Source organism: Paracoccus sp. R86501, from assembly GCF_042466435.1.
Lineage (GTDB): Bacteria > Pseudomonadota > Alphaproteobacteria > Rhodobacterales > Rhodobacteraceae > Paracoccus.
In genome coordinates this window covers 2,493,280-2,519,542 of record NZ_JAXHPZ010000001.1, presented here as the reverse complement: position 1 = coordinate 2,519,542, position 26,263 = coordinate 2,493,280, and the positions used below count along the sequence as shown (strand labels likewise).

The following is a 26,263-nucleotide window of genomic DNA, read 5'->3' as shown; positions in this document are numbered from 1 at the left end:
TATCGATCTGCGCAGGTGTGATCAGCATGGTCCGCCCAAGTCGATAGAACGCGCCCGTCTCATTCGCCCGCTCTCGCAGTGTGCGCTCGGAAATCTCAATCTCCCGGTCGGCCATGATCTCAACCCATTGAACTGGTGTCTTCCCGAGCCCCAGGATTTGCGAGTTGTCTGTTTTGTCGATCTCTGCCATTTCAGTCATCCTTATTCGGTCGGGTCGAATTTTCTGTACGCATGGAATTGCTTGTTCCGCACCTTCCGACGTGGTCAGATGGGATTGTATGTAATTATACGTCATTTTGTGCAGTTTTTCGCGATGTGACAGTTTCGTCAATAGGAAGCCTTGCATGGCGCAGGATTCTAGGTCTGTCTTCACTTCCATGGGTGCGCGCCTTGCGATTGCGCGCAATGAGGTCGGCCTGACTCAAACCGCTATGGCGGAGGCGATTGGGGTCTCTCATCGCGCATATCACAGCTATGAAAAGGGCCAGCGCGGCCTGCCGGTTGAAGCTCTAGTCGCTATGGCTGATCGGTTCGACGTGGACGCCGCCTGGATACTGTTAGGAACCAAAGCGGTCCGCGCAGCCCATGACTTCGACGCACTCAAGAGGATCGAGACTTCGCTCGACCAGCACCTCAATCAAGAGGCCATCAAGATCAGAAGTGAAAAACGCGGGGCCATCGTCGCCCGCTGGTATCAGTCACACGTCGAAGGGCGCGAAGTGACCGACGACGACGTTCACACCTGGATCGAGCTTGTAAGGGAGTAAATTATGAACGGACCATCCAAGCAATGGCGGCACTTGAGGCTGGCCGCGTTAGATCGTGCATGCCGCGAAACAATTGAACCGCTCGCACCTCTTTACACAATCCATGCTGCTGTTTGCGTCTTATATCTGGTTGGGTTTCTGCGATTTCGGCTTTTCGATTACTCCGTTGATGCGGGTTGGTTGATCACGCTGCAAATAACTCTGGTGTTTCTTGCGGGAATTCTTGTTCCGATATTGACGGGTTCAGTCTTCACACTCCACTTTTTCAGCCGTAGATTGCAAAGACTGACAAATGGATAAACCCTTTGTCAGCCGGCAATTGATCCATGTTTGAGTAAATGGACGGAATTTTCAGAGCGCTTTGCGCGAATTAGCTCGAGGTAACGATGAAGTTTATTGATCTTTTTGCGGGTTTGGGAGGCTTCCATCGCGCGCTTGCAAATCTGGGTCACGACTGTGTTTTGGCTTCTGAGCTAAATTCCGAACTTATCGATTTATATGAGTTGAACCACGGCATACGTCCGAAAGGCGATATCACAAAAGTACCCGTAGATGAAATTCCAAAGCATGACATGTTGTGTGCAGGTTTTCCATGTCAACCATTCTCGAAAGCAGGAGCCCAGCTTGGGCGTGACTATCCGGGCTCTGGAACGTTGTTTGACGATGTTCTGCGCATTCTTAAGTTTCGACGCCCGGGTCATGTCATTCTAGAAAACGTCCCTAATCTACTACGTCACGAAGGAGGTAGAACTTGGGCTGGAATGGAGGCGGAACTTACCAAAATCGGTTACGATGTTAAATCGACGCTTCTTTCGCCTCATATGTTTGGTGTGCCGCAAGTTCGTGAGCGTGCGATTATTGTCGCCAAACAAGGCAAAGAGTCATTGTCGGAATTTGTTTGGCCAGGCCGACGCCGTTCGCGTGATGAGTTAGACATTCGTGAAGTTCTTGAAGAACGCCCAAATGATGCAAAATACCTGCCCGACACTTTTATCGCCTATCTCGATGCATGGCAGCGGTTCCTGGACATCTACCCCGATGACATGCCGATGCCTTCATTCCCAATATGGGCCAAAGAGTTTGGGGCCAGCTACCCTTATGTAGGCCATACGCCGAGTTCGCTTCCTCCCCATGCCTTGAAAGGGCTTCGGGGTTCTTTTGGGGAATTACTAAATGGTCACTACGAAGATGACTGGAAAAACCTGCCACCTTACGCGAAGACTAACCAGTCAAAATTCCCAGGTTGGAAGGAGCAATTCATAGCGCAGAACAGGGAAATATATGGTTTTGACCCAGCATCTTTCGATGCCTGGCTACCTTCCATACACCCCTTCGCCCCCAGCTTTCAGAAGCTGGAGTGGAACTGGAAAGACGGACCTCGAGAAATTCGCAAAGGCATAATTCAGTTTAGAGCTTCCGGAATCCGGGTGAAACGTCCAACAGTCGCACCTTCGCTTGTGGCATTAACCACTAGTCAGGTTCCAGTTATCGGTTGGGAGGAAAGATATATGACGGTTCGGGAGTGTGCTCGGCTTCAGAGCATGGGCTCATTCGCACACATGCCTAAGACTCGTCAGGCAGCATACAAGGCATTGGGAAATGCAGTTAATGTCGATGTTATTCAAGCAGTTGCCTCTCGATTGCTGGGGCACGACAGCCCTAATCCTACGACACATTGAGACATAGAAATGAGTAGTCCAAAGGTTCCAATCAATCCGGGAGTCAGCGTCCTCGGCATTTTCAAACACCTAAACTACAAAGAGTGGTTTGCGATTGCCGAATTTGTAGACAACGCGGTGCAGAGTTTTCAAGCTAACCGCGAAGCGCTGGCGACAGTCGGCTCAAACAGCCTCACGGTCAAAATTGACATAGACGACAACAGGGTCATGAGAATTTCTGACAACGCCGCTGGCATTCCGCTAGTAGAGTTTCCGCGTGCTTTTCGTCCCGCCCAAGCACCTGAAGAGGCATCAGGTCTGTCTGAGTTTGGCATGGGTATGAAATCGGCTGCTTGCTGGTTCGCACCCCGGTGGTCGGTGCGCACTAAAGCGCTTGGAGAAGTTGTCGAAAGAACGGTCACCTTTGATGTTGCAAGCATCGTAAGTAGCTCAACGGAGGAGCTAATTGCTGAAGAGAAGAACTCAGGAAAAGACGCTCACTATACCGTTGTTGAGCTCCGAGATGTAGTTCGCATTCCTCGCACAAAGACGCTTGGAAAAATCAAGGAGCACCTAACCGACATCTACCGACAGTTTCTTCGAGAAGGTTGGCTAAATCTTGTCGTAAAAGGTGAAGCTCTTAAAGTAGACGAACCCATCGTCCTTCAACAACCTCCGGACTGGGACAAGGATGCGGAGCCGATCTACTGGCGCAAAGAGATCGATTTTGACTTTGGCGAAGGAAAAAGCGCTAAGGGATTCGCAGCTCTCTTTGCGACGGCCCGGACCCGTCGAGCCGGCTTTGCGCTTTTCCGCCGCGGTCAACTAATACAGGGAAGTGGGGATGAGGGATTTAAGCCTTCTGTGATCTTCGGGAGTCCTAACAGCTTTCGCCGTCAACGCTTGTTTGGCGAACTTGAACTCGAAGGGTTCGAAGTCTCACATACGAAGGATGGATTTCAATGGGAAGAGGAGGAGCAAGACGCATTTTTGGAACTCTTGAAGGATCGCCTTGCTGAAAGCCCTATCCCTCTCCTCAAACAGGCTGATGACTTCCGAGCACGGAAGTCGAAGCTTGATCTAGAGAGAGTTGTTCAGAAAGCGGCTCAGGAAACGGCTCGTGACGCTGAGCGGGGAATGGCAGCGGCTGCCGAACCAGATGACATCCATTCGAAAACTGTAGCTGAGGAAGAAGATGCAACTGTTCTTGCACTAGCGGATGAGGTTTTCACTGCAAGGATAGATGGGCAGGCATGGGAAGTTCACGTCCAACCGACGACTGACGATGCGGAGAAAGACTGGCTGCGAATTCTTGATAGTCAACTTGAGGACGGTACTCGGAAAATCGTCATACGAGTATCAGCTCATCATCCATTCAATGTACGCTTTGTCGATGATGATGAGAGAGCTTGGCAGGCAATGCTTCGGACTGCAGCGGCTGTGGCAATCGGACAGGTGCTGGCAAAACTTGGTAATGCAGATGCTAATGTGGGGGCATCCGCAACGGTAAGAGGTCTGAATAAAGCGCTAAGAGGAATGAGTGAATGAAGAGTGAAACAGGTACTGCGACGATCAACACAACTCTGCCAGTCGGCGGTATGTGGAATCCAATTGAAGGTGAAGAAACCGGAGGGCTACTTCGGCGGACATTCCCGGACGATGCTGAAGCAAGGCGGATGCTTGCAGAGGCGTCGCGAGGCATACTCTCTCGATGCTCTGAACCAATGGGTCCAAAAAGGGCAGATGCAGGTCTTGCGATAGGCTATGTCCAGAGCGGAAAGACGCTTTCGTTCACGACGGTCGCAGCGCTTGCCAAAGATAATGGCTACGCAATGGTTATCCTAATCGGAGGTACTTCGCTCTATCTGCTCAGTCAGACTGAGGGCCGACTGGTCAAGGACCTGCAACTTGATAAGAAGCGAACGTGGCTGCACGTGCTTGGGCCACGGGGAGGCGGAAGTGCGGCAACCAAAGAATCAAGAATTTCTGCTGATGCGCAAACAATCCAAAGCGCTTTAGATGAGTGGGATGATGAGGAATGCGACCCAGATGAGCGTAGAACTGTCGTAGTAACAGTAATGAAGCACGCGGGAAATTTGGCATCACTTGAGAAATTGATTGGCAAACTCCGAATGCCAAATGCTCCGGTTCTAATAATTGATGATGAAGCCGATCAGGCAAGTCTTGACGGTAACGCTGGGTCAAAAAAGACAACGAAGCCGACCGCCACATTTGCTTCCATTGACTCGCTACGTTCGTCAGTTGGAGCGAAATGCAGCCATACCTTTCTACAATACACTGCAACTCCCCAAGCAAACCTGTTGATTGATATTAGCGATGCACTTTCTCCATCATTTGTGAGGATACTCGAACCAGGTGGCGCGTATGTTGGCGGGCGGGAGCTGTTCCTAGAACGTGAGAAAGACCATCTTCGACGGATACCAGCGAACGAAGTCAACGACGCGCTTGATGCTGATGCGGGACCTCCGCTAAGCCTCAGAGATGCTTTGGCATGCTTTCTGGTCGGTATTTCGGCCGACTATGAAAGTGGCTTCACCAAAGAACCGGGTGCAAACCGCTCAATGTTAATCCATCCATCTCGATTGACGGGCGACCATGCCAGGCTTCGAGAATGGGTTGAACGCATGAAATCGGATTGGCTTGAACTGCTGCAGGATGATGCCAAAGTCTTAGCTTATGAAGAAAGAGATGCATTAGACAGCGTTCTTAGGAAGGCCCATGATGATCTGATCCAAACGGACAGTAAGCTGCCGCCCTTAGAAGATCTAGTTCCCCATATGCGTCTGGCACTAAGACGAACAGAAATCCTTGAGCTAAATAAAGGTGCTCCGCCAGTACCGTGGGCACGGCATTTTTCCTTCATCTTGATTGGAGGCCAAGCTATCGAGCGGGGCTTTACCGTAGAAGGTTTGACGATAACACATTTGGCTAGAAGTCGCGGACAAGGTCTTGCAGACGCTATCCAGCAACGTGCGAGGTTTTTCGGGTATAAGCGCGGTTATTTAGGTCGAATTCGTATTTGGATCGATGACGCTACCCGAGAGGATTTCAAGAACTATGCGCGCCACGAACTGGACCTTCGAGGTCGATTGGAACCAATTGCTAACATCGGCCAACCACTTAGGGTTTGGAGGCGGGAATTTCTTCTCGATCCGCAGTTACGGGCTACGCGGCGCAACGTGCTTTCTAGGGCTGTAAAACAAAGACGCTTAAACGAAGAGTGGCTTACGCTGGACCGCCCGGCACTTTCCGGGAATGATTTGCTCGACAATAGACGACTTCTTAAAACGATTGCCGCCAAACTTTCTTTTCAAGAAGACCAGGGGCATCCCAATCGCACTCTCGAGCAACGGCACTTAATTTCTGACCCTTTGAAGCTCTCAGATTTCATGGCGTTCTTGGCTGATATACGGGTTTCGGACAGCGATCAGCGCGACCTACTCTACGGTGCAATGTTGCAGCTTGACGCATATGCCGAGAAACATGGTGGAGATCGACCGGCGCGCATCTATCAGATGGGCAAAGGCAATCCTCGGGATCGAAAAATTACCTCCGGCAAAATCGCGCAATTGTATCAAGGTCGCAACCCACGAACAGGCATGCCCATTTATCCGGGTGACCGCGAGATCATGGTTAGAGATGAACCTTCTCTTCAGGTGCACGTTCTTCAGACGAAGGATGGCGCATTCCGACAAATACCGGCCTTTGCTCTTTGGATTCCTGCTGAATATGCGGTCGGAACTCTAGTTCAATCGGGTGCAAGCTAGTGACGCCGCAAAGCTTGCAGGAACTTTTGAACGATCTTGATCGTCCGACATCGGCAACTTTCAGCATCGCAGTCGCTCTTAGATCACCGATGGCTTACTTTGCAATCAACTCAGCGGGACGGCCTGCACTTTTGGTAGAAACCTCAAGCCCTGCAACTCGCGAGGTGGTTCGTCGGGGTTTGCGATTGCAGCATAGAGCATCTTGCAATGTCGAGATTGATGGCGCTATTCGAGAAATAACGGCATCACTCGTAGCCTGTGAGTCCGATGATCCAAACTTACAGAGTGCGTTTGTTTCGATTAGTGAAATTGTGTTGTCACGACTTACGGCCGCGAACAAGTCTCAAGTCGTGAGCATTTTGGAAGAACTGGTCGAGCTCCTTGAAAGACCCGGAGAACCAAGCCGCGAGGGTGCCATAGGTCTATTTGCGGAGTTGCTAGTTTTGTATTTGTCAAAAAATGCGATGCAAGCCGTCCGCTCTTGGCGCGTTACGCCCTCAGATCGCCATGACATGGTCTGTGGTGACGGTTACATTGAGGTGAAAGCTTCTGGAACGCGTGACCGACGCCATTTGTTTTCTTTAGAACAATTCATCGTGGATAGCGGTAAGAATGCGTTCGTCGCTTCCACTCATGTCCTAGAAGCTGCAGGTGGAACATCCGTGCGCAGCCTCGCGGCCAGAGTGAAAGAAAGGGTCGCTCACGATGCTAACTTAGCTATGAAAGTAGAGCGTGCGCTGATCACCATTATGGGACTCCCAAACGGTAGTGAGGCAACCTTTGACGAAGCATACGCTACTACCAAACTGCGGTGGTATGACATGAAAGACTTGCCCGCGATCCGAACCGTGCCATCGCATATTGATCAAGTCAGATTTCGCGTTGATCTGGCCCCCCTCCCATCGCTGACCGTAGCCGAAGTAATGCAACGAGAACATTCGCTACTTCCATGTTTACCAGTTGAATAGAAGTTGCATCAACCGGGGTAAACTTTGCATACGGTAATAAAAACTTGCAAAAACGGCGCTCCTACAGGAGTGCTCGGTGAGCAGCTATTACTGCTTCAGAACGTACCTATAACTGGGGTAATCCTGACCTGCCCCCCGCGAAATCCCTCACCGTAATGTAGAGTCTGCGCCAACTCTTAGGGAGCAGACACATGAGAAAGAGCCGTTTCACCGAGGCGCAGATCATCGGGATGATCAAGGAACAGAAAGCCGGCATGCCGACGGCAGAGGTGTGCCGTAGGCATGGCCTCAGCCCTGCAACGTTCTACAAGTTCAAGTCCCAGTATGGCGGGATGGAGGTGTCCGAGGCGGCCAGATTGAAATCGCTCGAAGACGAGAACGCCAAACTCAAGCGCCTGCTGGCCGATATTATGCTGGACAACGTCGTCCTAAAAGACCTGCTGGGAAAGAGCTGACGACATTGATCAAGCGGCGAGACGCGGCGCTTCGGGTGATACGGGATCATGATATCTCGCAGCGCCGAGCCTGCAGGCTGGTCGGTGTCGATCCAAAGACAGTCCGGCGAGAACGCCCGCCGGACAGTGTCGAGATCCGCAAGGAGATGCAGGAGATCGCCGGAAAGCGACGTCGGTTCGGTTATCGCCGGATCGGCGTGCTTCTAGAACGCAAGGGCATGATCATGAACCACAAGAAGCTCTACAGGATCTACCGCGAGGAAGGGCTGTCCGTGCAAAAACGACGCGGTCGCAAGCGAGCGCGTGGCACAAGAATCCCGATGCCATCGGCTGCGGGCGTCAACGCGCGCTGGTCGTTGGACTTTGTCTCCGACAGCTTCGGTGCCTCGCGGAAGTTCCGGATCCTCGCCGTGATCGACGACTGCACGCGTGAATGCCTGTGCCTTGTCGCGGACACCAGCCTGTCCGGCGCACGGGTCGTCCGGGAACTCAGTGCCCTGATCCGGCTCTACGGCAAGCCAGGCTGCATTGTCAGCGATAATGGAACCGAGTTCACCAGTCGGGCGATCCTGAAATGGGCCGACGAGAACGAGGTGTCGTGGCATTACATCGATCCGGGTAAGCCACAGCAGAACGCCTTCGTTGAAAGCTTCAACGGTAGCCTCAGGGATGAACTGCTGAACGAGGAAATCTTCGACAGCCTGGATGACGCGCGGCGCAAGCTGGCCCTGTGGCGCTACGACTATAACACGGTCAGGCCGCACTCGTCCTTGGGTAACCAGACGCCGCAGCAAGCGCGCCGTGCGCTTGAGCATTTTGAGGGCTCCGCGCCCGGCGCACTTGCGCCAGGAAGAGCAACCGAATACCCAGATCCAACCTGCAAACTCTCGTTATGAATGAGGGACCAGCAGGGGGCAGGTCAATCCCCCCATTTTTACGGGGGCTTGGTCGTAGAATTTACGCGGCCATCTTCAGTTTCTGGGCGGGTGTCATCCCGCCATTGCCCATGTTGGGGCGTTCGTGGTTGTAAGACCAGAGCCACTCGGTGGCAATCTGCTGAACCTCCTCAATTCTTTCGAAAATGTACAGATCCAGCCATTCGTGTCTGACCGTTCGATTGTAGCGCTCGACATAGGCGTTCTGCTGGGGCTTGCCGGGCTGGATGTGGGCTGACCTGCCACGGGTCTTTCATCCAGCCGCGACCGGAGTCCAAGGGTTGTTTACGCCGATTGGCGCAGGTTGAGCAATCGCCCGACGCGCGGAGCTTTCATCTCGCGCAGCGGGGCGGGCGATTGCGGTAGTCAAAGTCCGCGCGTAGTCGGCCGGGGTTTCGTAACCCAAAGCCGAATGCGGGCGTTCGGTGTTGTAGTCGGTGGCCCAGGCCGAGATCACAACCCGAGCGTGAGCCAGGTTGCGAAACATGGTTTCATTGAGCAGTTCATCGCGCGTCCGCCCGTTGAAACTCTCCACGAAGCCATTCTGCATTGGTTTTCCAGGCGCGATGTAATGCCATTCGACCCTGTTCTCGGAGCACCACCGCAGTATGGCGTTCGAGGTCAGTTCCGTCCCATTGTCCGAAACAATCATGCCGGGCTTCCCGCGCCGCTCGATCAGGGCCGAAAGCTCACGGGCAACACGCCGTCCTGAGATTGAGGTGCCCGGGATCGCCGCGAGGCATTCCCGGGTGACGTCGTCGACCACGTTGAGCACCCGAAAACGCTGGCCACTGGCGAATTGGTCATGGACGAAATCCAGCGACCAGCGCGCATTGGCACGGGCTTCGACCAAGATAGGGGCCCGTGTTCCGACCGCCTTACGCCGGGCCTTCCGTTTGCGCACCGTCAGGCCTTCCTCGCGGTAGAGCCGATAGATCCGGTTAATCCCGGACGGCTCGCCCTCGCGGCGCAGCAGCACGAAGAGCCGCCGATAGCCGAACCGTCGACGGTCGTTGGCCAGTTCGCGCAGACGGCCACGCAGCTCCGTATCCGGAGCACGCTGCGCCTGATAACGGACCATCTTACGATCCGCCCCGGCAATCCGGCACGCCCGCCGTTCCGAGAGCCCGAGCAAGGACCTCAGATGCGCGACCGCCTCGCGCTTCACGGCAGGCGCTACCACTTTTTTGAAACCAGTTCCTTCATCGCCGCCAAGTCCAACATCTGCTCGGCCAGCAGCTTCTTCAGCTTGGCATTCTCGTCTTCGAGCGCCTTCAACCGCTTTGCCTCCGGCACTGTCATGCCGCCAAACTTGGCCTTCCAGTTGTAGAAGGTCCCTTCCGACATGCCGTACATGCGGCACAGGTCTGCGCACTTCGCGCCGGCCTCATGCTCGGCCAAGATGCCGATGATCTGCTCGTCCGTAAATCTCGTTCGCTTCATTGTCCGTCCTCAAGTTGGATCGGACTCTAATCGATGGTGGAGAAAAAATCCCGTGGCAGGTCAGAACAAATATTGCGTCGGGGTTTTCTCGAATTTGAGTATAACACTCTATAAGTCTGTCGTTGCTGTCCGCCAGAATAGCCTTGCGAGGTTGCATGCGAAAGAAGACTGAGCCGCCCCCGAGGAAGGGTTCAATGTATCTCCCGCTACACCCTGGGAATAGGTTCCAGTGACGCTCCACAAGCCAGCGCTTCCCCCCCGGCCCATTTCAAGAATGGCATCGCTGCTGATGGCGGATGTTGCTGTTGCACTAAGGCAGATGACACAAATCTATTTCCTAATAAACGCCGGCCTTCAATCTATAGGCGAATGGCAACTGACACGGCAATAGTTCGATAAGCGCACGGCCTATAAGGAACATCATTTGGTTCAGCGGACCTAAAAGCAAATCCCAAATCAAGAACTAAGTCATTGTAATTTCTGGTGACCCCGACTGGATTCGAACCAGTAACCTGCCCCTTAGGAGGGGGCTGCTCTATCCAGTTGAGCCACGGGGCCGCCTGATGCAACGTTTAACGGCCCGGGCAGGGTTTTGGCAAGCGGCTGCTTGGTCATGGTTGTCGCTGCGTGATGGTTTCGCTAACATCCTCTGACCCATTTGAAGAACCGGTCCCATGATCCCCACACGCCCGCGCCGCCCTCTGACCCTTCGTGATGTGTCCGAGGCATCGGGCGTGTCCGAGATGACCGTCAGCCGCGTGCTGCGCAACCGGGGCGATGTCTCGGCGGCGACGCGCGAAAAGGTGCTGACCGCGGCCAAGATGCTGGGCTATGTCCCCAACAAGATTGCGGGCGGACTGGCCAGCCAGCGGGTCAACCTGATTGCGGTCGTCATTCCGTCGCTGTCGAACCTGGTCTTTCCCGATGTGCTGGGCGGGATTTCGGCGGAACTGGACGATACCGGCCTGCAGCCGGTGATCGGCGTCACCAACTATTCCCCCGCGCGCGAGGAGATGGTGCTGTACGACATGTTGTCGTGGCGGCCCTCGGGTGTGATTCTGGCGGGGCTGGAACACAGCAAGGCATCGCGTGCCATGCTGCAGAACAGCGGCATTCCGGTGATCGAGATCATGGACGTGGATGGCGAAGGCATCGATACGCTGGTCGGCATCAGCCATATCCGCGCGGGGCGCGAGATGGCCGACCGCATTCTGGCCGCAGGCTATCGCCGGATCGGCTTTGTCGGCACCCATATGCCGGAAGACCACCGTGCCCGCAAACGCCTGCTGGGCTTCGAAGAAGGTCTGGCCCGCGCCGGTATCCAGCTGGAGGCGCGTGAATATTACCAAGGCGGGTCGTCGCTGTTGAAGGGCCGCGAACTGACCGAGCGCATTTTGTCGCGCGCGCCGGAACTGGATTTCCTCTATTTCTCGAACGACATGATCGGGGCGGGCGGGCTACTGCATTGCATCGACAAGGGCTATGACGTTCCGGGCCGGATCGGGCTGGCGGGCTTCAACGGCGTCGATCTGCTGGACGGGCTGCCCATGCGACTTGCCACGACCGATGCGCGCCGCGTCGATGTCGGCCGTCGCGCCGCACGTCTGGTGGCAGGCAAGGACACCGGCCCCGAGGATCGCATCATCGCGCTGAACCCGACCTTCATTCCCGGCGACACCATTCGCGATCCGCAGTCGCGCGGACCCTTGGACCGCGACATTCCGGCCTGATCGCAGCGGCTTGTGATGGCGGCGGCTTGTGCCTATCTGTCAGCCATGGATATTCCGTTTGTCAGCCGCATGATGTCCCGCCGGCCGCGTATCGCGGTCATTCGCCTGTCCGGCACCATTGGTGGATCGGGAAGGGGGGGCGGCCTGAACGACGCTGCCCTTGCCCCCATGATCGAGCGGGCGTTCCGAAAGGGAAAACCCGTGGCGGTGGCGCTGATCGTCAATTCGCCCGGCGGATCGCCCGTCCAGTCGTCCCTGATCGCCGCGCGCATTCGCAGGCTGGCGGATGAACTGGACATTCCCGTCCATGCCTTCGTGGAAGATGTGGCGGCCTCGGGCGGTTATTGGCTGGCCTGTGCGGCTGACCGGATCTGGGCGGACGACAGCTCGATCCTGGGGTCGATCGGGGTGATCTCGGCAGGCTTCGGCTTTGATCAGCTGATCGGGAAATGGGGGATCGAGCGGCGGGTCCATACGGCCGGTGCCTCGAAGTCAACGCTGGACCCGTTCCGCCCGCAGGACCCGCAGGATGTGGAGCGCCTGCGCGGCATCCTCGACCCCATCCACGACGCCTTCAAGGCCCATGTCCGCGACCGCCGCGGCATGCGTCTGGCTCAGGATCGCGATCTGTTCACCGGAGAGTTCTGGGCCGGTCGTCAGGCGGTCGAGCTGGGTCTGGCCGATGGCATCGCCCATCTGGTGCCCAAGATGCGGGCGCTGTTCGGCGAAAAGGTCCGTTTTCAGGTCCACGGCATCCGCAAACCGCTGTTCCGCCGCCTTGGTCTTTCGGCCGAGGCGCTGATCGATGCCGCCGAGGAACGCGCGGCCTTCCAGACCTTCGGCACCCGCGGATGAGCATCCGCATCGTTCTTGTCTTTCTGCTGGTCATGGTGGCCATGGCACTTGTGCGCGGTCCGGCCTTTCGCCGGGCGCTGAAGAAATATCTGGGGATCGGACCACGTGATCGTTGACATCTTGCTTGTGCTGGGCGGCCTTGCCCTGCTGGTTCTGGGCGGTGACCTGCTGGTGAAGGGTGCCGTCAATCTGGCGCTTCGACTGGGGATCACACCGTTGGTCGTGGGCCTGACGGTTGTGGCCTTCGGCACCTCGGCGCCCGAACTGCTGGTGTCGCTGTCGGCGGCCCTTGGCGGGTCCAGCGGCATCGCGCTTGGCAATGTGGTCGGGTCGAACATCGCCAATGTGCTGGTGATTCTTGGCTTCACCTCGCTTGTGGCTGTGGTGACGACCAAGGGGCACGACCTGCGCGAAAGCTGGGCGATGATGATGGGGGCCTCGGTCCTGCTGATCAGTCTGGCGACGACGGGCCGCATCGGCATGTGGGGCGGCATCGTTTTGCTGCTGGCGTTGGTCGCGGTCCTGTGGCGGCAGCTGTCCACGGGGCGTGTGGATGATGACGACATCGAGGGCGCCGAACCCGGTGCTCGCGGGTTGCGCATCGCGATGTGGCTGGGCGGCGGTCTGATCGCGCTGCCGCTTGGCGCCAACCTGTTGGTCAACGGGGCCACGCAGATCGCGCAGGAATTCGGCATCAGCGATACGGTCATCGGCCTGACGCTGGTGGCCATCGGAACCTCGCTGCCCGAACTGGCGGCGTCGGTCGCGGCGGCGCTGAAGGGGCGGGCGGACATGGCGCTTGGCAATGTGGTCGGCTCGAACATCTTCAACATTCTGGCGATTCTGGGGATCACCTCGGTCGTGACACCCTTGCAGATACCGCCCGAAATGCTGCGGCTGGACCTGTGGGTGATGCTGGGCACTTCGGCGCTGCTGGCGCCCTTCCTGTTCAAGGGCATCGCCCTGACCCGACGCGTCGGTGCGATGCTGCTGGCAGGCTATGCCGCCTATGTCTGGGTGCTGCTGTGACCGTCGCGCTGGTCACCGGAGCCGCCAAAAGGCTGGGCCGGCAGATGGCGCTGTATCTGGCCGAGCGTGGCTTTGACGTTGCCATTCATTACGCCGGATCGCAGCAAGATGCCGAACGGACCGCTGCAGATGCCCGCGCCCTTGGCGTCAATGCGCAGCTGTTTCAGGCCGACCTGCTGGACGCCGATGCAACGGCGGCGCTGATCCCACGGATCGCGCAGGCGATGGGCCAGCTGGGGGTTCTGGTCAACAACGCCTCGATCTTCGACTATGACAACATTCACAGCGCCACGATGGATGATTGGGACCGCAACATCGGGTCGAACCTGCGCGCGCCCTTCCAGCTGATCCAAGGCTTTGCCGCGCAGGCCCCGAAAGCGGCGCCCGATGAAAACGGCGAACCGCAAGCGCAGGCGCTGGTCGTGAACATGGTCGATCAGCGGGTGCTGAAACCCACGCCCGAATTCATGACCTATTCGCTGGCCAAGGCGGGGCTGTGGTCGCTGACCCGCACCGCCGCGCAGGCTTTGGCACCCGATATCCGTGTGAATGCCATCGGCCCCGGCCCGACGCTGATCGGCGCACGTCAAAGCCAGGCGCATTTCGACGCGCAGCGTGCGGGCACCGTGCTGAAACGCGGTTCGGACCCGGCCGGCATCACGCAGGCGCTTGGCTATTTCCTGGATGCCCGCGCCGTCACCGGTCAGCTGATCTGTGTGGACGGAGGGCAACATCTTGCCTGGCAGACCCCCGACATCATCGGCCGCGATTAGGACCGAAACGGGCCGTTCGCTGCATCTTGTCCACGCAAAGCGGTCAAGCGGCTATATCTTGCGAATCCGGCAGGAGGTTTCTATCCACAATCGCCCTGAATAATAATTATCTAATGAAAACAAAGGTGTTCTTAATTGCCTAATTTGTGGGCAAGTTCATGGAACTGTAACGTTTGCTGGCCGACTCGGGTATCCCTCACAGGCCGCCCACAGAATTATCCACAGATTCCGTGGAAAGCTTTCACCTTGCACCGGCCCTGCGGAACTTGCAGCAGCCCCCCAGAATCACTTTCTTAACGACATGACCCAGAAAACCGGCCACGACCTGATCCACGACTATCTTCGCACCATCGACGGCAGCCCCGGCGTGTACCGGATGCTGGATGCCAATCAGGCGGTGCTTTACGTCGGCAAGGCGCGCGATCTGCGGGCGCGGGTGTCGAATTATGCGCGGCCATCGGGCCATTCGGGGCGGATCGCGCGGATGATCCGTGAAACCGCCAGCATGATGTTCCTGACGACCAACACCGAAACCGAAGCGCTGCTGCTGGAACAGAACCTGATCAAACAGCTGAAGCCGCGCTACAATGTGCTGCTGCGTGACGACAAGTCGTTCCCGAACATCCTTGTCGCCAAGTCGCATGAATACCCGCAGATCAAGAAGCATCGCGGTGCGCGGTCGGAAAAGGGCGATTACTATGGCCCCTTCGCCAGCGCGGGCGCGGTCAATCGCACGCTGACCCAGTTGCAGCGGGTGTTCTTACTGCGCAACTGCACCGACAGCACCTTCGAATCCCGCACGCGTCCCTGCCTGCTGTTCCAGATCAAGCGCTGCAGCGGTCCCTGCGTCGGTCGCATCAGCGCGCCCGATTACAACGCGCTGGTCAATGATGCCGAACGCTTCCTGCAGGGCAAATCCACGACCATTCAGGCCGATCTGAAGACCGAGATGGCCAAGGCGGCCGAGGATATGGAATACGAACGCGCCGCCGCGCTGCGCGACCGCATCAAGGCGCTGACTGCCGTGCAATCGGTGCAGGCCATCAACCCCAAGGGCGTGGCCGAGGCCGACATCATCGCCCTGCACATGGAGGGCGGGCAGGCCTGTGTGCAGGTCTTCTTTATCCGCGGCAACCAGAGCTGGGGCAACCGCGACTTCTATCCGCGGCTTGGCGGCGCTGAATCCCCCGATGAGGTGATGCAGGCCTTCGTCATGCAGTTCTATGACGACAAGCCGCCCCCGCGGCTGATCCTGCTGTCCCATCCGGCCGAAGACCCCGATCTGACCGCCGACGTGCTGTCGGAACGCGCGGGCCGCAAGGTCGAGGTTCTGGTCCCGCAGCGTGGCGAAAAATCCGAGCTGGTGACCAACGCCGCCCGCAACGCCCGCGAAAGCCTTGCCCGCCGCATGTCCGAAAGCGCCACCCAGATGCGTCTGCTGGAGGGCGTGGCCGAGGCCTTCGACCTGCCGACCACCCCGCGCCGGATCGAGGTCTATGACAACAGCCACATCATGGGCACCAATGCCGTCGGTGGAATGATCGTCGCCGGCGCCGAAGGGTTCATCAAAAGCCAGTACCGCAAGTTCAACATCAAGGGCACCGAGATCACCCCCGGCGACGATTTCGGCATGATGAAAGAGGTCCTGACCCGCCGCTTTGCCCGACTGCTGAAGGAAGACCCCGATCGCCAGTCCGAAGCATGGCCCGACCTGCTGCTGATCGATGGCGGCGCGGGGCAGGTCAGCGCGGTGGCGGAGATCATGGCCGAAATGGGCGTGGAAGACATCGCCATGATCGGCGTCGCCAAAGGTCAGGACCGCGACCATGGCAAGGAGGAATTCCACCGCATCGGCCAGCGCCCCTTTGCCCTGCGCATGAACGATCCAGTGCTGTATTTCCTGCAGCGCCTGCGCGACGAGGCGCACCGTTGGGCCATCGGCACCCACCGCGCCAAGCGTGCGAAATCGGCGATGGCCAACCCGCTGGACGAAATCGCCGGTGTCGGCGCGGCCCGCAAACGCGCGCTGCTGACGCATTTCGGCAGCGCCAAGGCCGTAGGTCGCGCCGGTCTGGCGGACTTGCAGGCGGTGGATGGCATCTCGGCGGCGATGGCGCAGAAGGTCTATGACCATTTCCACGTGAAAGGCTGATCCTGCGACAAGTTGATCGACGGGGCCGCCTTGCCTCTTTCAAACCGGCGCAGCACCGACTAGCTTGCGGTCATGCGCTGGACCCTGCCTAACATATTGACCCTCATGCGTCTTTGCGCGGCCCCGGCCGTGCCATTGATGTTCCTGTATTTCCAACGGCCTTGGGCGGATTGGGCAGCGCTGACGCTGTTCCTGCTGGCGGCCATCACCGATTGGTTCGATGGCTATCTGGCCCGTGCCTGGAAACAGGAAAGCCGCTTCGGCGCCGCCATGGACCCCATCGCCGACAAGGCCATGGTGGTGATCGCGCTGGTGGTCATCACCGGCTATTCCGGCATGAACCCCTGGCTGATCCTGCCCGTGACCGTCATCCTGTTCCGCGAGGTTTTCGTATCCGGCCTGCGCGAATTCCTTGGCGACAAATCCCGCAAGCTGGCCGTGACCAATTTGGCCAAGTGGAAGACCACGCTGCAGATGGTTGCCATCGCCGTGCTGTTTCTGGGCACCGGCCTGTCCTATGTCGCGCAGGGCCAATCGCCGCGCGTCGGTGAAACCGGCATCATCTGGTCGTCCAGCCTGGATGCCGTGGCGACCCACATCGGCCTGATCCTGATCTGGATCGCCGCGGGGCTGACGGCATGGACGGGCTGGGATTATTTCATCAAGGCGCTGCCCTATCTGCGGGAACCGGCCAATGACGCTTGAGATCCTCTATTTCGCATGGCTGCGCGAACGCGTGGGCCAGCCCCGCGAAACCGTCACTACAAATGCCGCAACCGTCCGCGACCTGATCGCCGAACTGATGGCGGCCTCCGAAGGCCACGTCGCTGCGTTTTCGGATATGGCATCGCTGCGCTGCGCGGTCGATCAGCAACTGGCCGATCTGGACAGCCCGATCGCGGATGCGCGCGAGGTTGCTTTCTTCCCCCCGATGACCGGCGGCTGACCCCATGACCGCCCGCGTCCAGACAGCCCCCTTCGATCTTGCCGCCGAAATCGACGGCTTCGGTGCAGGCGCGGGGGCCATCGTCACCTTCACCGGCGTGGTCCGCGACGACACCGGACTGATGGCCGCGCTGGATATCGAACATTACCCCGGCATGACCGAACGCGCCCTGCAGGATTACGGCGATCAGGCTGCAAAGCGGTTTCAGCTGTCCGACTGGCGCATCATCCACCGCCATGGCCGCATTCCGGTGGGCGACACGATCATGATGGTCGCCACCGCCGCCCGCCACCGCCATGCGGCCTTCCAAGGCGCCGACTACCTGATGGACTGGCTGAAATCCCGTGCGCCCTTCTGGAAGCGTGAAATCGCGCAGGACGGCACCGCCACTTGGGTCGATGCCAAATCCACCGATGAGGATGCACTGAACCGCTGGTGATCTTCTCGGTTGCCCAAATACCCCGATCCCGCCCTTTCCACAGGAGCCAGCCCATCCGTCCCGAACTGCGCCAATGGTTGTCCGACCGGGCCGAGATGCTGGTCTTTGCTGCCGTCTTTCTGGCGGGGCTCTATGTCGCCTTGCTGGGCGGCTGGTTTCTGGCGCTGGTGGGGGGCTGCGTCATGCTGATCGGCGGCGTTCTGGCGATCGGCGCCTTCCGCCGCAGCCCGTTCCGCCGGCCCATCGGTGCCCCCGGCGTGGTCGAGGTGGTCGAGGGCGCCATCCGCTATTACGGCGCGACCGAACGCGGAGGAGAGATTGCTTTGCGCGATCTGTCGGAAATCCGCCTGCTGCGCGTCGAAGGCCGCGCCCATTGGCGGCTGCGCAGCATCGGTGCCGAGGCTTTGCTAGTCCCCGCGGATGCAGCGGGGGCGGCGGCGCTGGCCGATGCCTTCACCGCATTGCCGGGGCTGGACATGGGAATGGTGTCATCCGCGCTGGCGCAAGTGGCCGACAAGGATGACGCAATCCGCACCGTTTGGCGTAGGCCGGTCTGACGCGACTTGACTTGGCCTGTCACGATTGCCACCTGTGACCGACACGGAAACGCCAGAGAGGCCTCAAACCCATGTCCATTCCACAGCAGGGCGGAGGCCCCATCGAACACCGCGATCAGCTGGCCGCCTATATCGCCAGCGGCGAAAAGCCCAAGGATCAGTGGCGTATCGGGACGGAGCACGAAAAATTCGGCTATGACGATGTCAACAAGCTGCCGCTGCCCTACGAAGGCCGGGCCTCGATCACGGCGATGCTGGAAGGCCTGCGCGACCGCTTCAACTGGACGCCGGTGCTGGAAGCGGGAAACCTGATCGGTCTGGAACGCGACGGCGCGAATGTCAGCCTCGAACCGGGCGGCCAGCTGGAGTTGTCCGGCGCGCCCCTGGAAACCATCCACCAGACCTGCGACGAGGTGAACCGCCATCTGGCCGAGGTCGAGGCCGTGGCCGCCGACATCGGCGCGGGCTTCATCGGTCTGGGCGCGGCCCCGATCTGGTCGCAGGATCAGATGCCGATGATGCCCAAGGGGCGCTATCGCCTGATGACCGACTACATGGGCAGTGTCGGCACGCTTGGCACGCAGATGATGTACCGAACCTGCACGGTTCAGGTGAACCTCGATTTCGCATCCGAAGCCGACATGGTCCAGAAGATGCGCGTGGCCTTGGCCTTGCAGCCGGTTGCGACGGCGCTGTTCGCCAATTCGCCCTTCCTAGACAACAAGCCCAACGGCATGAAATCCTGGCGTGCCCATATCTGGCAGAACCTCGATGCGGCCCGGACCGGCATGCTGCCCTTCGTCTTCGAGGACGGCTTCGGATACGAGGCGTGGGTCGATTACGTCTTGGATGTGCCGATGTATTTCGTCTATCGCGACGGAAAATACATCAACGCGCTTGGCCAGAGCTTCCGCGATTTCCTGAAAGGCCAGCTGCCCGCCCTGCCGGGCGAGGTGCCGACCCTGTCGGATTGGGCCGATCACATGACCACCGTCTTCCCCGAAGCCCGCGTCAAGAAATACATCGAGATGCGCGGCGCGGATGGCGGCCCGTGGCGTCGCCTTTGCGCGCTGCCCGCGTTGTGGGTCGGCCTGACCTATGACCAGCAGGCGCTGGATGCGGCGACCGATCTGATCAAGGGCTGGGAAGCCGAAACCCGCGAGGGTCTGCGCATCGCTGCCGGTCGCGACGGGTTGCAGGGGCAGGTGGGCAAGATCAACCTGCACGACCTGTCGCGCGAGGTTCTGGCCATCGCCGAGCAGGGGCTGAAGAACCGCGCCCGCCCCGGCAATGACGGGCTGGTCCCCGATGAGACGCATTTCCTGAATGCGCTGAAGGAAAGCGTCGACAGCGGCAAGGTCCCCTCGGATGAATTGCTGGAGAAGTATCGCGGCGAATGGGCCGGTGATCTGAGCCGCATCTATGACGAGTACTCCTACTGACGCGCTGATTGCGTCCCGCGAGGGCCGGGGGCGCTGCGCCCCCCGGACCCCCCGCACGCCGCCCTTGGCCCATGTTGCACGCGAAGGTGAGGATGCCGCCGCTTGAATTGGCTGCGTCTTGGTGGCACGCGTGTCGCGTGACCTGAACAGGATGTGGGGCAAGGCGATGCGGGCAAGTTTGATGCAATGGGTTGGCCGGATGGTGGCCGTGGTCTTTGCCTTGGGCGTGGCGTCGCTGATCGCCGCCATCGTGCTGCAGCTGCGTCAGGCCGAGGGCGTGCCGCCGATGTCGGTGTTTCTGGGCGTCACCGGACTGGCCATGCTGATCCTGCTGGCGGGGGCCTGCCTTGCATTGATCTCGATCGCGACCTCGGCGCGACAAAGCGCCGAGGCGCTGCGCCGCATGTCGCTGCGCGGGGGCGAATTACGTGCGGTGGGTCCTGCGACCGAAGCGGCTGCCCCCTTCACGCCGACCAGCTTTGCGGCCCCGGCGGCGGTTCCCCAACAGCCCGCCCCGGTGCGGCCCGCGCGTCCGGCGGGACGGTCGCTGGTCGCTGAACGCTGAAGCGTCACTTGCGGCCGATGCGGGGTTCGGTCCCCGACATCAGGCGGCGGATGTTGGCGTGATGGCGGATCAGGATCAGCGCCGTCATGAAGCAGGTGACGGCGACCAGATCGCCGCGTCCCGTCACCAGCGCGACGATCGGCACCGCCACGGCGGCCACCAGCGCGCTGAGGCTACTGATCCGGGTGACAGCGGCGGTCAGCGCCCAGGTGGCGCAGGCGATCAGGCCCAGGGGCCAGTGCAGCGCCAGCACCGTCCCAAGGAAGGTCGCCACGCCCTTGCCGCCTTTGAAGCCCAGCCAGATGGGGAAGCAATGCCCCAGGAAGGCCGCGCCCCCTGCCACCATCGCCGCGCCGTCGCCCGCGAAGTGGCGCGCCAGCAGCACGGCGATTGCGCCCTTGCCGCTGTCCAGCAGCAGGGTGGCAAGGGCCGCGGGCTTGTTGCCGGTCCGCAGCACATTGGTCGCGCCGATATTGCCCGACCCGATCTGGCGCAGATCGCCCAGGCCCAGGGCGCGGGTGATGACCAGCCCGAAGGGCACCGATCCCAGCAGATAGCCGAAGAGCGTCCAGAGGATCAGGGTCATGCGCTTTCTCCGAAGACGCGGCGGCCCGCGACCCATGTGCCCATCACGCGGCCCTGCATGCGGGCGCCGTCGAAGGGGGTGTTCTTGGATTTCGACAGCAGCGCGAAGCGGTCCATCAGGAAGGGCGCGTCGGGGTCGAAGAGGATCAGGTCGGCAGGGGCGCCATCGCACAGGCGGCCTGCGGGCAGGCCCAGCCTGCGGGCGGGGTTCAGCGACATCGCGCGGAACAGCTGCGGCAGGGACAGCCCGCCCTGATGATAGAGACGAAGCGCCGCGGGAAGCAGGGTCTGAAGGCCGACGGCGCCGGGGGCGGCGGCCTCGAAGGGCAGGCGCTTGGATTCCTCGTCCTGCGGGGTGTGGAAGCTGGCGATGACGTCGATCACGCCATCGGCCACGGCCTGCACCATCGCCTGACGGTCGTCCTCGGACCGCAGGGGCGGGGTGAAGCGGAAGAAGGTGCGGTAATCGCCTACGTCGAATTCGTTCAGCGTCAGGTGATGGATCGAGATCCCCGCCGTCACATCCAGCCCCGCCTTGCGGGCGCGTTCCAGCGCGGGCAGCGACGCCGCCGTGGTGATCTGATCGGCATGCCAGCGGCATTTGGTCATGGCGACCAGTGCCAGATCGCGGTCAAGACCCATCACCTCGGCCATCGGCGATACGGCGGGGATGCCGTAAAGCGATGCGAACTTGCCGCTGGTGGCTGCGGCGCCTCCGGACAGGCCAGCCTCTTGCGGGTGGCCGACGATCAGGGCGTTCAAGCCGCGCGCATAGGTCATGCAGCGGGTCAGCAGCTTGGTGTCGCGCACGACGCGCACGCCATCGGTGAAGGCCACAGCGCCCAGATCGGTCAGAAAGCCGATCTCGACCATTTCACGGCCTTCGCGCGATTTGGTCAGGGCGGCCATGTGGTGGATGTTGACGGGGGCATCGGCGGCGCGGCGAGCGACGAATTCCAGCGCCTCGGGGGTATCGATGGGGGGCAGGGTGTCGGGACGGGCGATGATGGTCGTCACGCCGCCAGCCGCCGCCGCCAGACCGGCGCTGCGGAAGCTTTCCTTGTGACGCTCACCGGGTTCGCCGATCTTGACGCCCCAATCGACGATGCCGGGGGCCAGCGCGCGGCCACGACAATCGATGACGGTCGCACCTTCGGGGGCGGCATCATCAGGCCCGCCGCGGCCGACGATGACCCCGTCGCGGACCAGCAAGCTGCCCATGTCGTCGGTCTGGGCCTCGGGGTCGATCAGGCGAGCATTGGTAAAGAACTGGTCCATGATCAAGCCTCGCCCTCGGCAATGCGGCCGCGTTCGGCGCGCAGGTTTCGTGCCAGCAGGTCCAGCGCGGCCATACGGACGGCGACGCCCATCTCGACCTGATCCTGAATGACGCTGCGGTTGATGTCATCGGCGATGGTGCCGTCGATCTCCACGCCGCGGTTCATCGGGCCGGGATGCATAACGATGGCGTCAGGTGCGGCCAGCGCCAGCTTTTCGGCGTCCAAGCCCCAACGGTGGTAATATTCGCGTTCGGACGGAATAAAGCCGCCGTCCATGCGTTCGCGCTGCAGGCGCAGCATCATGACGACATCGGCACCCTTCAGACCCTCGTGCATGTCTTCATACAGCTCGACCCCCATATCGGCGGCGCCGGCAGGCATCAGCGTCGACGGCCCGATCAGGCGGATTCGGTTTTCCATCTTGCCCAGCAGGATCAGGTTCGACCGCGCCACGCGGCTGTGGGCGATGTCGCCGCAGATGGCGATGGTCAGGCGGTGCAGGCGGCCCTTGGCGCGGCGGATGGTCAGCGCGTCCAGCAGGGCCTGCGTCGGGTGTTCATGCCGCCCGTCGCCCGCGTTGATGACGGCGCAGTTCACCTTTTCGGCCAGCAGGTTCACCGCACCGGAATTGGGGTGGCGTACGACCAGCAGGTCGGGCTGCATGGCGTTCAGGGTCAGAGCGGTGTCGATCAGCGTCTCGCCCTTCTTCACCGATGACTGGCTGACGGCCATGTTCATCACGTCGGCCCCAAGCCGCTTGCCTGCCAGTTCGAAGCTGGCCTGCGTGCGGGTCGAGTTCTCGAAGAACATGTTGATCTGGGTCATGCCCGCCAGCGCATCGGAATGCTTGACGGTCCTGCGGTTCAGCGCGGCATATTCCTGGGCCAGGTCCAGCAACGACACGATCTCGGCGGGTTTGAGATGGTCGATGCCCAGCAGGTGACGGGCGCGAAAGCTCATGTTCAGCCTTTCAGTCGGGGGTGCGCGATCTATCGCAGATGGCGGGCCGTGCGGCAAGCGGGCAGGGCATTTGCAGGTGGTGCAAAGATCGCTTGCCCGGTGGGGTCCGCGCGGATATTGCGGGCAGTATGCAAATGTCCCGGTATCGCCCTCATATCCTTGCGACCCTGTCGCTTGGCCTGCCGCTGATCGGCAGCCATCTTGCCCGCATGGCCATCGGCGTGGGCGACACCGTCATGATCGGCTGGTACGGGGTCGAACCCCTTGCTGCGCTGATCATCGCGGGGTCTTTTTTCCATATCCTGTTTTTCCTTGGCATGGGCTTCGGCACCGGCGTGATGGGGCTGATCGCCAGCCATATCGCCAGCGGCAACGAAACCGAGGTTCGCCGCGGTGCCCGCATGGCCCTGTGGCTGTCGGCGGGCTTTGCACTGCTGACCATGCCGCTGATGTGGTTTTCCGAACCGATCCTGCTGTCGCTTGGCCAGACGCCGATGGTCTCGGCCTTGGCGCAGGATTATCTGCGGATCGCGGGCTGGGGCCTTGGGGTCGTGCTGGGCCAGCTGACGCTGAACTCCTATCTGGCGGCGCTGGAACGCACGCAGGTGGTGATGTGGGTGACGCTGGCGGGCCTGCCGCTGAACGTGGCGCTGAACTGGGTTCTGATCTTCGGCAATCTTGGCGCGCCCGAACTGGGCGTGCAGGGCGCGGCCATCGCCAGCCTGACGGTGCAGATCATCCAGCTGGTGCTGCTGGTTCTTTATGCCCGCTGGCTCCCCATTGCGCGGCATTACCACCTGTTCCAGCGCTTCTGGCGCCCCGACTGGCAGGCCATGGCGCAGATCGCCCGCATCGGCTGGCCCATCGGCGTCACCATGGTGGCCGAGGGCGGGCTGTTCGTCGCCTCGAACATCATGATGGGCTGGATCGGCATTCCGCAGCTGGCAGCCCATGGGATCGCGCTGCAGATCACCTCGATCACCTTCATGGCGCATCTGGGGCTGTCCAATGCCGCCACCGTGCGGGTGGGGCAGGCCAAGGGACGCGGCGACCGCGCGTGGATGCGCGATGCGGCCATCACCGTCATCTGGATGTCGCTGGTCTTCGCCGCCATCGCCATCACAATCTATCTGCTGTTCCGCCATCAGCTGGTGCGGATGTATCTGGACCCCAACGACCCGCAGGCGGCGCTGATCGTGACCATCGGGGCCAGCCTGTTGCTGTACGCGGCGCTGTTCCAGCTGACCGATGCGTTTCAGGTCATCGCGCTTGGCTTCCTGCGCGGGGTCCATGACACGAATGTGCCCATGTGGATGGCGGGCTTCAGCTATTGGGGGGTCGGCATGCCGGTCGCCTATCTGTTGGCCTTCCCGCTGGGGTTCGGTCCGGCGGGGCTGTGGCTAGGGCTGTGCGTCGGGCTGACGCTGGCGGCCATCCTGCTGATGTGGCGGTTCTGGCGCGGCCATGCGCGGGGGGACTGGACCCTGCCGCGCGCCGCGGTCTAACCTGCGCCGACCGACCATCCGGAGGATATCATGCGCCCTGTTTTCGTCCAGTTCCGCTGCGAGCCCGGCAAGACCTATCAGGTCGCCGAGGCCATCTATGACCGAGAGATCGTGTCCGAGCTGTATTCCACATCCGGCGATTACGATCTGATGGCCAAGGTCTATATCCCCGAGGATCAGGATGTCGGTCGCTTCCTGTCCGACAAGCTGTTCGACATTCCCCATATCAGCCGCACGCTGACCACGATGACCTTCCGCGCCTTCTGACCCCTTGCAGGACGGGGCAGGTTGCGGGCATCTATCACCCATGACCAGATTTGCCCCCATCCCCGCCTCGCTTCCCTCGACCGTTCCCTTCGTCGGCCCCGAAACGCTTGAACGCCAGCGTGGCAAGCCTTTCGGCGCGCGCCTTGGTGCCAATGAAAACGGTTTCGGCCCCAGCCCGCACGCCATTCAGGCCATGCGCGACGCGGTGTCCGACATCTGGAAATACGGCGATGCCCCCAGCCATGATCTGCGCAACGCGCTGGCCGCCCAGTTGGGCGCACACCCTGAAAACATCGTGATGGGTGAAGGCATCGACGGCCTTCTGGGCGTTCTGGTCCGCCTGATGGTCGGGCCGGGCGATGCCGTGGTGACATCGGAAGGGGCCTATCCGACCTTCAACTACCACGTGAACGGCTATGCAGGCGTGCTGCACAAGGCACCTTACAAGGACGATCACGAGGACCCGCAGGCCCTGATCGATCTGGCACATAAGACCGGCGCGCGGTTGGTCTATCTGGCCAATCCCGACAACCCGATGGGCAGCTGGCATTCCGGCCAAGTGATCGAAGCGATGCTGGACCAACTGCCCGCCGATTGCCTGCTGATCCTGGATGAGGCTTATGTCGAATTCGCCCCGCAGGATGCCATCCCCACGATCAGCGCCGATGATCCGCGCGTCATCCGCATGCGCACCTTCAGCAAGGCTTACGGACTGGCAGGCGCGCGGATCGGCTATGCCATCGGCGCGCCGGATTTGATTGCGGGCTTCGATCGCATCCGCAATCATTTCGGCGTGAACAGCATCGCGCAGGTCGGCGCGCTTGCAGCATTGGCCGATACCGAATGGCTGGCCCATGTGCAGGATCAGGTGGCAATATCGCGCGACCGCATCGGCCAGATCGCGCGCCAGAACGGGTTGAAGGCGCTGCCCTCGGCCACGAATTTCGTTGCCGTCGATACGGGTCGCGACGGCACCTATGCCGCAAATCTGGTCAAGGCATTGCAGGATCGCGGCGTCTTCATCCGCATGCCGGGCGTCGCGCCCTTGAACCGCTGCATCCGCATCAGCTGCGGTCCCGCCCAGGAACTGGACCTGCTGTCCGTCGTCCTGCCCAAGGCGCTGGACGAGGTGAGCGCCGCCTAAACCTTCTTGGTTGTCCAAAT

Annotated in this window: 24 protein-coding genes, 1 tRNA gene and 3 pseudogenes; 20 read left to right on the top strand and 8 right to left on the bottom strand. The window is 60.2% G+C overall.

The features are described from left to right. Window positions 1-344: 344 nt before the first annotated feature. The 6 genes from SJY40_RS12325 (at window position 345) to SJY40_RS12300 (ending at window position 8,532) form a co-directional block, all read left to right on the top strand. Window positions 345-767 (top strand): helix-turn-helix domain-containing protein, encoded by a 423-nt coding sequence (locus tag SJY40_RS12325; RefSeq protein WP_166187851.1) that lies wholly within the window; start codon window positions 345-347, stop codon window positions 765-767. A 386-nt stretch (window positions 768-1,153) separates the two neighbouring features. Beyond that, window positions 1,154-2,446: a DNA cytosine methyltransferase gene (locus SJY40_RS12320; RefSeq protein ID WP_378946795.1), complete on the top strand. Its 1,293-nt coding sequence runs from the start codon at window positions 1,154-1,156 to the stop codon at window positions 2,444-2,446. Between the two features lie 9 nt (window positions 2,447-2,455). After that, on the top strand, window positions 2,456-3,973 hold the full coding sequence (locus SJY40_RS12315; RefSeq protein ID WP_378946792.1) for an ATP-binding protein: 1,518 nt from the start codon (window positions 2,456-2,458) through the stop codon (window positions 3,971-3,973). After that, entirely contained in the window at window positions 3,970-6,213 is a 2,244-nt protein-coding gene (locus SJY40_RS12310) for a Z1 domain-containing protein (protein ID WP_378946789.1), read from the top strand. The genes SJY40_RS12315 and SJY40_RS12310 overlap by 4 nt, the downstream gene beginning before the upstream one ends. 26 nt (window positions 6,214-6,239) lie before the next feature. Continuing rightward, window positions 6,240-7,181 (top strand): PD-(D/E)XK motif protein, encoded by a 942-nt coding sequence (locus SJY40_RS12305; protein ID WP_378946786.1) that lies wholly within the window; start codon window positions 6,240-6,242, stop codon window positions 7,179-7,181. 191 nt (window positions 7,182-7,372) lie between these two features. Continuing rightward, window positions 7,373-8,532, top strand: a protein-coding gene (locus SJY40_RS12300) for an IS3 family transposase (RefSeq protein ID WP_378946783.1) whose coding sequence is annotated in 2 segments (ribosomal slippage) — window positions 7,373-7,622 and window positions 7,622-8,532 — 1,161 coding nt in all. Because the reading frame shifts where the segments join, the coding sequence is not laid out codon by codon here. 61 nt (window positions 8,533-8,593) lie between these two features. On the opposite strand, the pseudogene SJY40_RS12295 reads toward SJY40_RS12300, so the two are convergent. The 5 genes and pseudogenes from SJY40_RS12295 to SJY40_RS12275 all read right to left on the bottom strand — a co-directional run. After that, window positions 8,594-8,803: pseudogene (locus SJY40_RS12295) on the bottom strand (transposase); the annotation flags it as partial. Window positions 8,804-8,824: 21 nt separating this feature from the next. Beyond that, a complete protein-coding gene (locus SJY40_RS12290) occupies window positions 8,825-9,934 on the bottom strand; it encodes an IS3 family transposase (protein WP_378946780.1) in 1,110 nt (369 codons plus the stop codon). Continuing rightward, a pseudogene (locus tag SJY40_RS12285) lies at window positions 9,862-10,014 on the bottom strand (transposase); the annotation flags it as partial. The pseudogene SJY40_RS12285 and the gene SJY40_RS12290, both read right to left, overlap by 73 nt. After that, window positions 9,959-10,264, bottom strand: a pseudogene (locus tag SJY40_RS12280) (DNA adenine methylase); the annotation flags it as partial. The pseudogenes SJY40_RS12280 and SJY40_RS12285, both read right to left, overlap by 56 nt. A gap of 231 nt (window positions 10,265-10,495) precedes the next feature. Then, a tRNA-Arg gene (locus SJY40_RS12275) sits at window positions 10,496-10,572 on the bottom strand. Window positions 10,573-10,688: 116 nt separating this feature from the next. On the opposite strand from SJY40_RS12275, the gene SJY40_RS12270 reads away from it, so the two are divergent. The 11 genes from SJY40_RS12270 to SJY40_RS12220 all read left to right on the top strand — a co-directional run bounded on the left by SJY40_RS12270 (window position 10,689) and on the right by SJY40_RS12220 (window position 20,502). Further along, the gene (locus tag SJY40_RS12270) at window positions 10,689-11,744 is read left to right on the top strand and encodes a LacI family DNA-binding transcriptional regulator (RefSeq protein ID WP_378946778.1); all 1,056 of its coding nucleotides are present in this window, start codon (window positions 10,689-10,691) and stop codon (window positions 11,742-11,744) included. A gap of 45 nt (window positions 11,745-11,789) precedes the next feature. Continuing rightward, complete coding sequence (locus SJY40_RS12265; protein WP_378946775.1) at window positions 11,790-12,599, top strand: S49 family peptidase; 810 nt, start codon at window positions 11,790-11,792, stop codon at window positions 12,597-12,599. Between the two features lie 105 nt (window positions 12,600-12,704). Continuing rightward, on the top strand, window positions 12,705-13,628 hold the full coding sequence (locus SJY40_RS12260; RefSeq protein WP_378946772.1) for a calcium/sodium antiporter: 924 nt from the start codon (window positions 12,705-12,707) through the stop codon (window positions 13,626-13,628). After that, window positions 13,625-14,401 carry an SDR family oxidoreductase gene (locus tag SJY40_RS12255; protein WP_378946770.1) on the top strand — a complete coding sequence of 259 codons (777 nt, stop codon included), beginning with the start codon at window positions 13,625-13,627 and terminating at the stop codon, window positions 14,399-14,401. The genes SJY40_RS12260 and SJY40_RS12255 overlap by 4 nt, the downstream gene beginning before the upstream one ends. A gap of 301 nt (window positions 14,402-14,702) precedes the next feature. Continuing rightward, on the top strand, window positions 14,703-16,553 hold the full coding sequence (uvrC, locus tag SJY40_RS12250; protein WP_378946767.1) for an excinuclease ABC subunit UvrC: 1,851 nt from the start codon (window positions 14,703-14,705) through the stop codon (window positions 16,551-16,553). 72 nt (window positions 16,554-16,625) lie between these two features. Beyond that, a complete protein-coding gene (gene pgsA, locus SJY40_RS12245; RefSeq protein ID WP_378946765.1) occupies window positions 16,626-17,258 on the top strand; it encodes a CDP-diacylglycerol--glycerol-3-phosphate 3-phosphatidyltransferase in 633 nt (210 codons plus the stop codon). Then, window positions 17,248-17,499, top strand: a complete 252-nt coding sequence (gene moaD, locus SJY40_RS12240) for a molybdopterin converting factor subunit 1 (protein ID WP_378946762.1) — start codon at window positions 17,248-17,250, stop codon at window positions 17,497-17,499. Before pgsA ends, moaD begins: the two co-directional genes overlap by 11 nt. A gap of 4 nt (window positions 17,500-17,503) precedes the next feature. Then, on the top strand, window positions 17,504-17,938 hold the full coding sequence (locus SJY40_RS12235; protein WP_378946759.1) for a molybdenum cofactor biosynthesis protein MoaE: 435 nt from the start codon (window positions 17,504-17,506) through the stop codon (window positions 17,936-17,938). A 77-nt stretch (window positions 17,939-18,015) separates the two neighbouring features. Further along, entirely contained in the window at window positions 18,016-18,495 is a 480-nt protein-coding gene (locus SJY40_RS12230) for a hypothetical protein (protein WP_378946757.1), read from the top strand. Window positions 18,496-18,566: 71 nt separating this feature from the next. After that, entirely contained in the window at window positions 18,567-19,937 is a 1,371-nt protein-coding gene (locus tag SJY40_RS12225) for a glutamate--cysteine ligase (RefSeq protein WP_378946754.1), read from the top strand. A gap of 181 nt (window positions 19,938-20,118) precedes the next feature. After that, window positions 20,119-20,502 carry a hypothetical protein gene (locus tag SJY40_RS12220; protein WP_378946751.1) on the top strand — a complete coding sequence of 128 codons (384 nt, stop codon included), beginning with the start codon at window positions 20,119-20,121 and terminating at the stop codon, window positions 20,500-20,502. 4 nt (window positions 20,503-20,506) lie between these two features. On the opposite strand, the gene plsY is transcribed toward SJY40_RS12220, so the two are convergent. Genes plsY through SJY40_RS12205 form a run of 3 tightly spaced genes read right to left on the bottom strand, consistent with a single transcriptional unit; the run spans window position 20,507 to window position 23,327 of the window. After that, window positions 20,507-21,088, bottom strand: coding sequence for a glycerol-3-phosphate 1-O-acyltransferase PlsY (plsY, locus tag SJY40_RS12215; protein ID WP_378946749.1), 582 nt, complete (start codon window positions 21,086-21,088; stop codon window positions 20,507-20,509). Next, on the bottom strand, window positions 21,085-22,365 hold the full coding sequence (pyrC, locus tag SJY40_RS12210) for a dihydroorotase (protein ID WP_378946747.1): 1,281 nt from the start codon (window positions 22,363-22,365) through the stop codon (window positions 21,085-21,087). Before pyrC ends, plsY begins: the two co-directional genes overlap by 4 nt. Window positions 22,366-22,367: 2 nt before the next feature. Further along, the gene (locus tag SJY40_RS12205) at window positions 22,368-23,327 is read right to left on the bottom strand and encodes an aspartate carbamoyltransferase catalytic subunit (RefSeq protein ID WP_378946744.1); all 960 of its coding nucleotides are present in this window, start codon (window positions 23,325-23,327) and stop codon (window positions 22,368-22,370) included. Window positions 23,328-23,455: 128 nt separating this feature from the next. Here SJY40_RS12205 and SJY40_RS12200 point away from each other — a divergent pair, with 128 nt between their 5' ends. Genes SJY40_RS12200 through SJY40_RS12190 form a run of 3 tightly spaced genes read left to right on the top strand, consistent with a single transcriptional unit; the run spans window position 23,456 to window position 26,243 of the window. Continuing rightward, window positions 23,456-24,832, top strand: coding sequence for an MATE family efflux transporter (locus SJY40_RS12200; protein ID WP_378946741.1), 1,377 nt, complete (start codon window positions 23,456-23,458; stop codon window positions 24,830-24,832). A 30-nt stretch (window positions 24,833-24,862) separates the two neighbouring features. After that, a complete protein-coding gene (locus SJY40_RS12195) occupies window positions 24,863-25,099 on the top strand; it encodes an Lrp/AsnC ligand binding domain-containing protein (RefSeq protein WP_378946738.1) in 237 nt (78 codons plus the stop codon). Between the two features lie 40 nt (window positions 25,100-25,139). Further along, window positions 25,140-26,243, top strand: coding sequence for a pyridoxal phosphate-dependent aminotransferase (locus SJY40_RS12190; protein ID WP_378946735.1), 1,104 nt, complete (start codon window positions 25,140-25,142; stop codon window positions 26,241-26,243). The last annotated feature ends 20 nt before the right edge of the window (window positions 26,244-26,263 follow it).

Bases quoted from the DNA above. Each gene is read 5' to 3' on its own strand.
- plsY (WP_378946749.1), bottom strand. From the start codon at position 21,088: ATGACCCTGATCCTCTGGACGCTCTTCGGCTATCTGCTGGGATCGGTG.
- SJY40_RS12315 (WP_378946792.1), top strand. From the start codon at position 2,456: ATGAGTAGTCCAAAGGTTCCAATCAATCCGGGAGTCAGCGTCCTCGGC.
- SJY40_RS12220 (WP_378946751.1), top strand. From the start codon at position 20,119: ATGCAATGGGTTGGCCGGATGGTGGCCGTGGTCTTTGCCTTGGGCGTG.
- SJY40_RS12195 (WP_378946738.1), top strand. From the start codon at position 24,863: ATGCGCCCTGTTTTCGTCCAGTTCCGCTGCGAGCCCGGCAAGACCTAT.
- SJY40_RS12320 (WP_378946795.1), top strand. From the start codon at position 1,154: ATGAAGTTTATTGATCTTTTTGCGGGTTTGGGAGGCTTCCATCGCGCG.
- SJY40_RS12225 (WP_378946754.1), top strand. From the start codon at position 18,567: ATGTCCATTCCACAGCAGGGCGGAGGCCCCATCGAACACCGCGATCAG.
- SJY40_RS12270 (WP_378946778.1), top strand. From the start codon at position 10,689: ATGATCCCCACACGCCCGCGCCGCCCTCTGACCCTTCGTGATGTGTCC.
- pgsA (WP_378946765.1), top strand. From the start codon at position 16,626: ATGCGCTGGACCCTGCCTAACATATTGACCCTCATGCGTCTTTGCGCG.
- SJY40_RS12325 (WP_166187851.1), top strand. From the start codon at position 345: ATGGCGCAGGATTCTAGGTCTGTCTTCACTTCCATGGGTGCGCGCCTT.
- SJY40_RS12205 (WP_378946744.1), bottom strand. From the start codon at position 23,327: ATGAGCTTTCGCGCCCGTCACCTGCTGGGCATCGACCATCTCAAACCC.
- uvrC (WP_378946767.1), top strand. From the start codon at position 14,703: ATGACCCAGAAAACCGGCCACGACCTGATCCACGACTATCTTCGCACC.
- moaD (WP_378946762.1), top strand. From the start codon at position 17,248: ATGACGCTTGAGATCCTCTATTTCGCATGGCTGCGCGAACGCGTGGGC.
- pyrC (WP_378946747.1), bottom strand. From the start codon at position 22,365: ATGGACCAGTTCTTTACCAATGCTCGCCTGATCGACCCCGAGGCCCAG.
- SJY40_RS12235 (WP_378946759.1), top strand. From the start codon at position 17,504: ATGACCGCCCGCGTCCAGACAGCCCCCTTCGATCTTGCCGCCGAAATC.
- SJY40_RS12200 (WP_378946741.1), top strand. From the start codon at position 23,456: ATGCAAATGTCCCGGTATCGCCCTCATATCCTTGCGACCCTGTCGCTT.
- SJY40_RS12310 (WP_378946789.1), top strand. From the start codon at position 3,970: ATGAAGAGTGAAACAGGTACTGCGACGATCAACACAACTCTGCCAGTC.
- SJY40_RS12265 (WP_378946775.1), top strand. From the start codon at position 11,790: ATGGATATTCCGTTTGTCAGCCGCATGATGTCCCGCCGGCCGCGTATC.
- SJY40_RS12190 (WP_378946735.1), top strand. From the start codon at position 25,140: ATGACCAGATTTGCCCCCATCCCCGCCTCGCTTCCCTCGACCGTTCCC.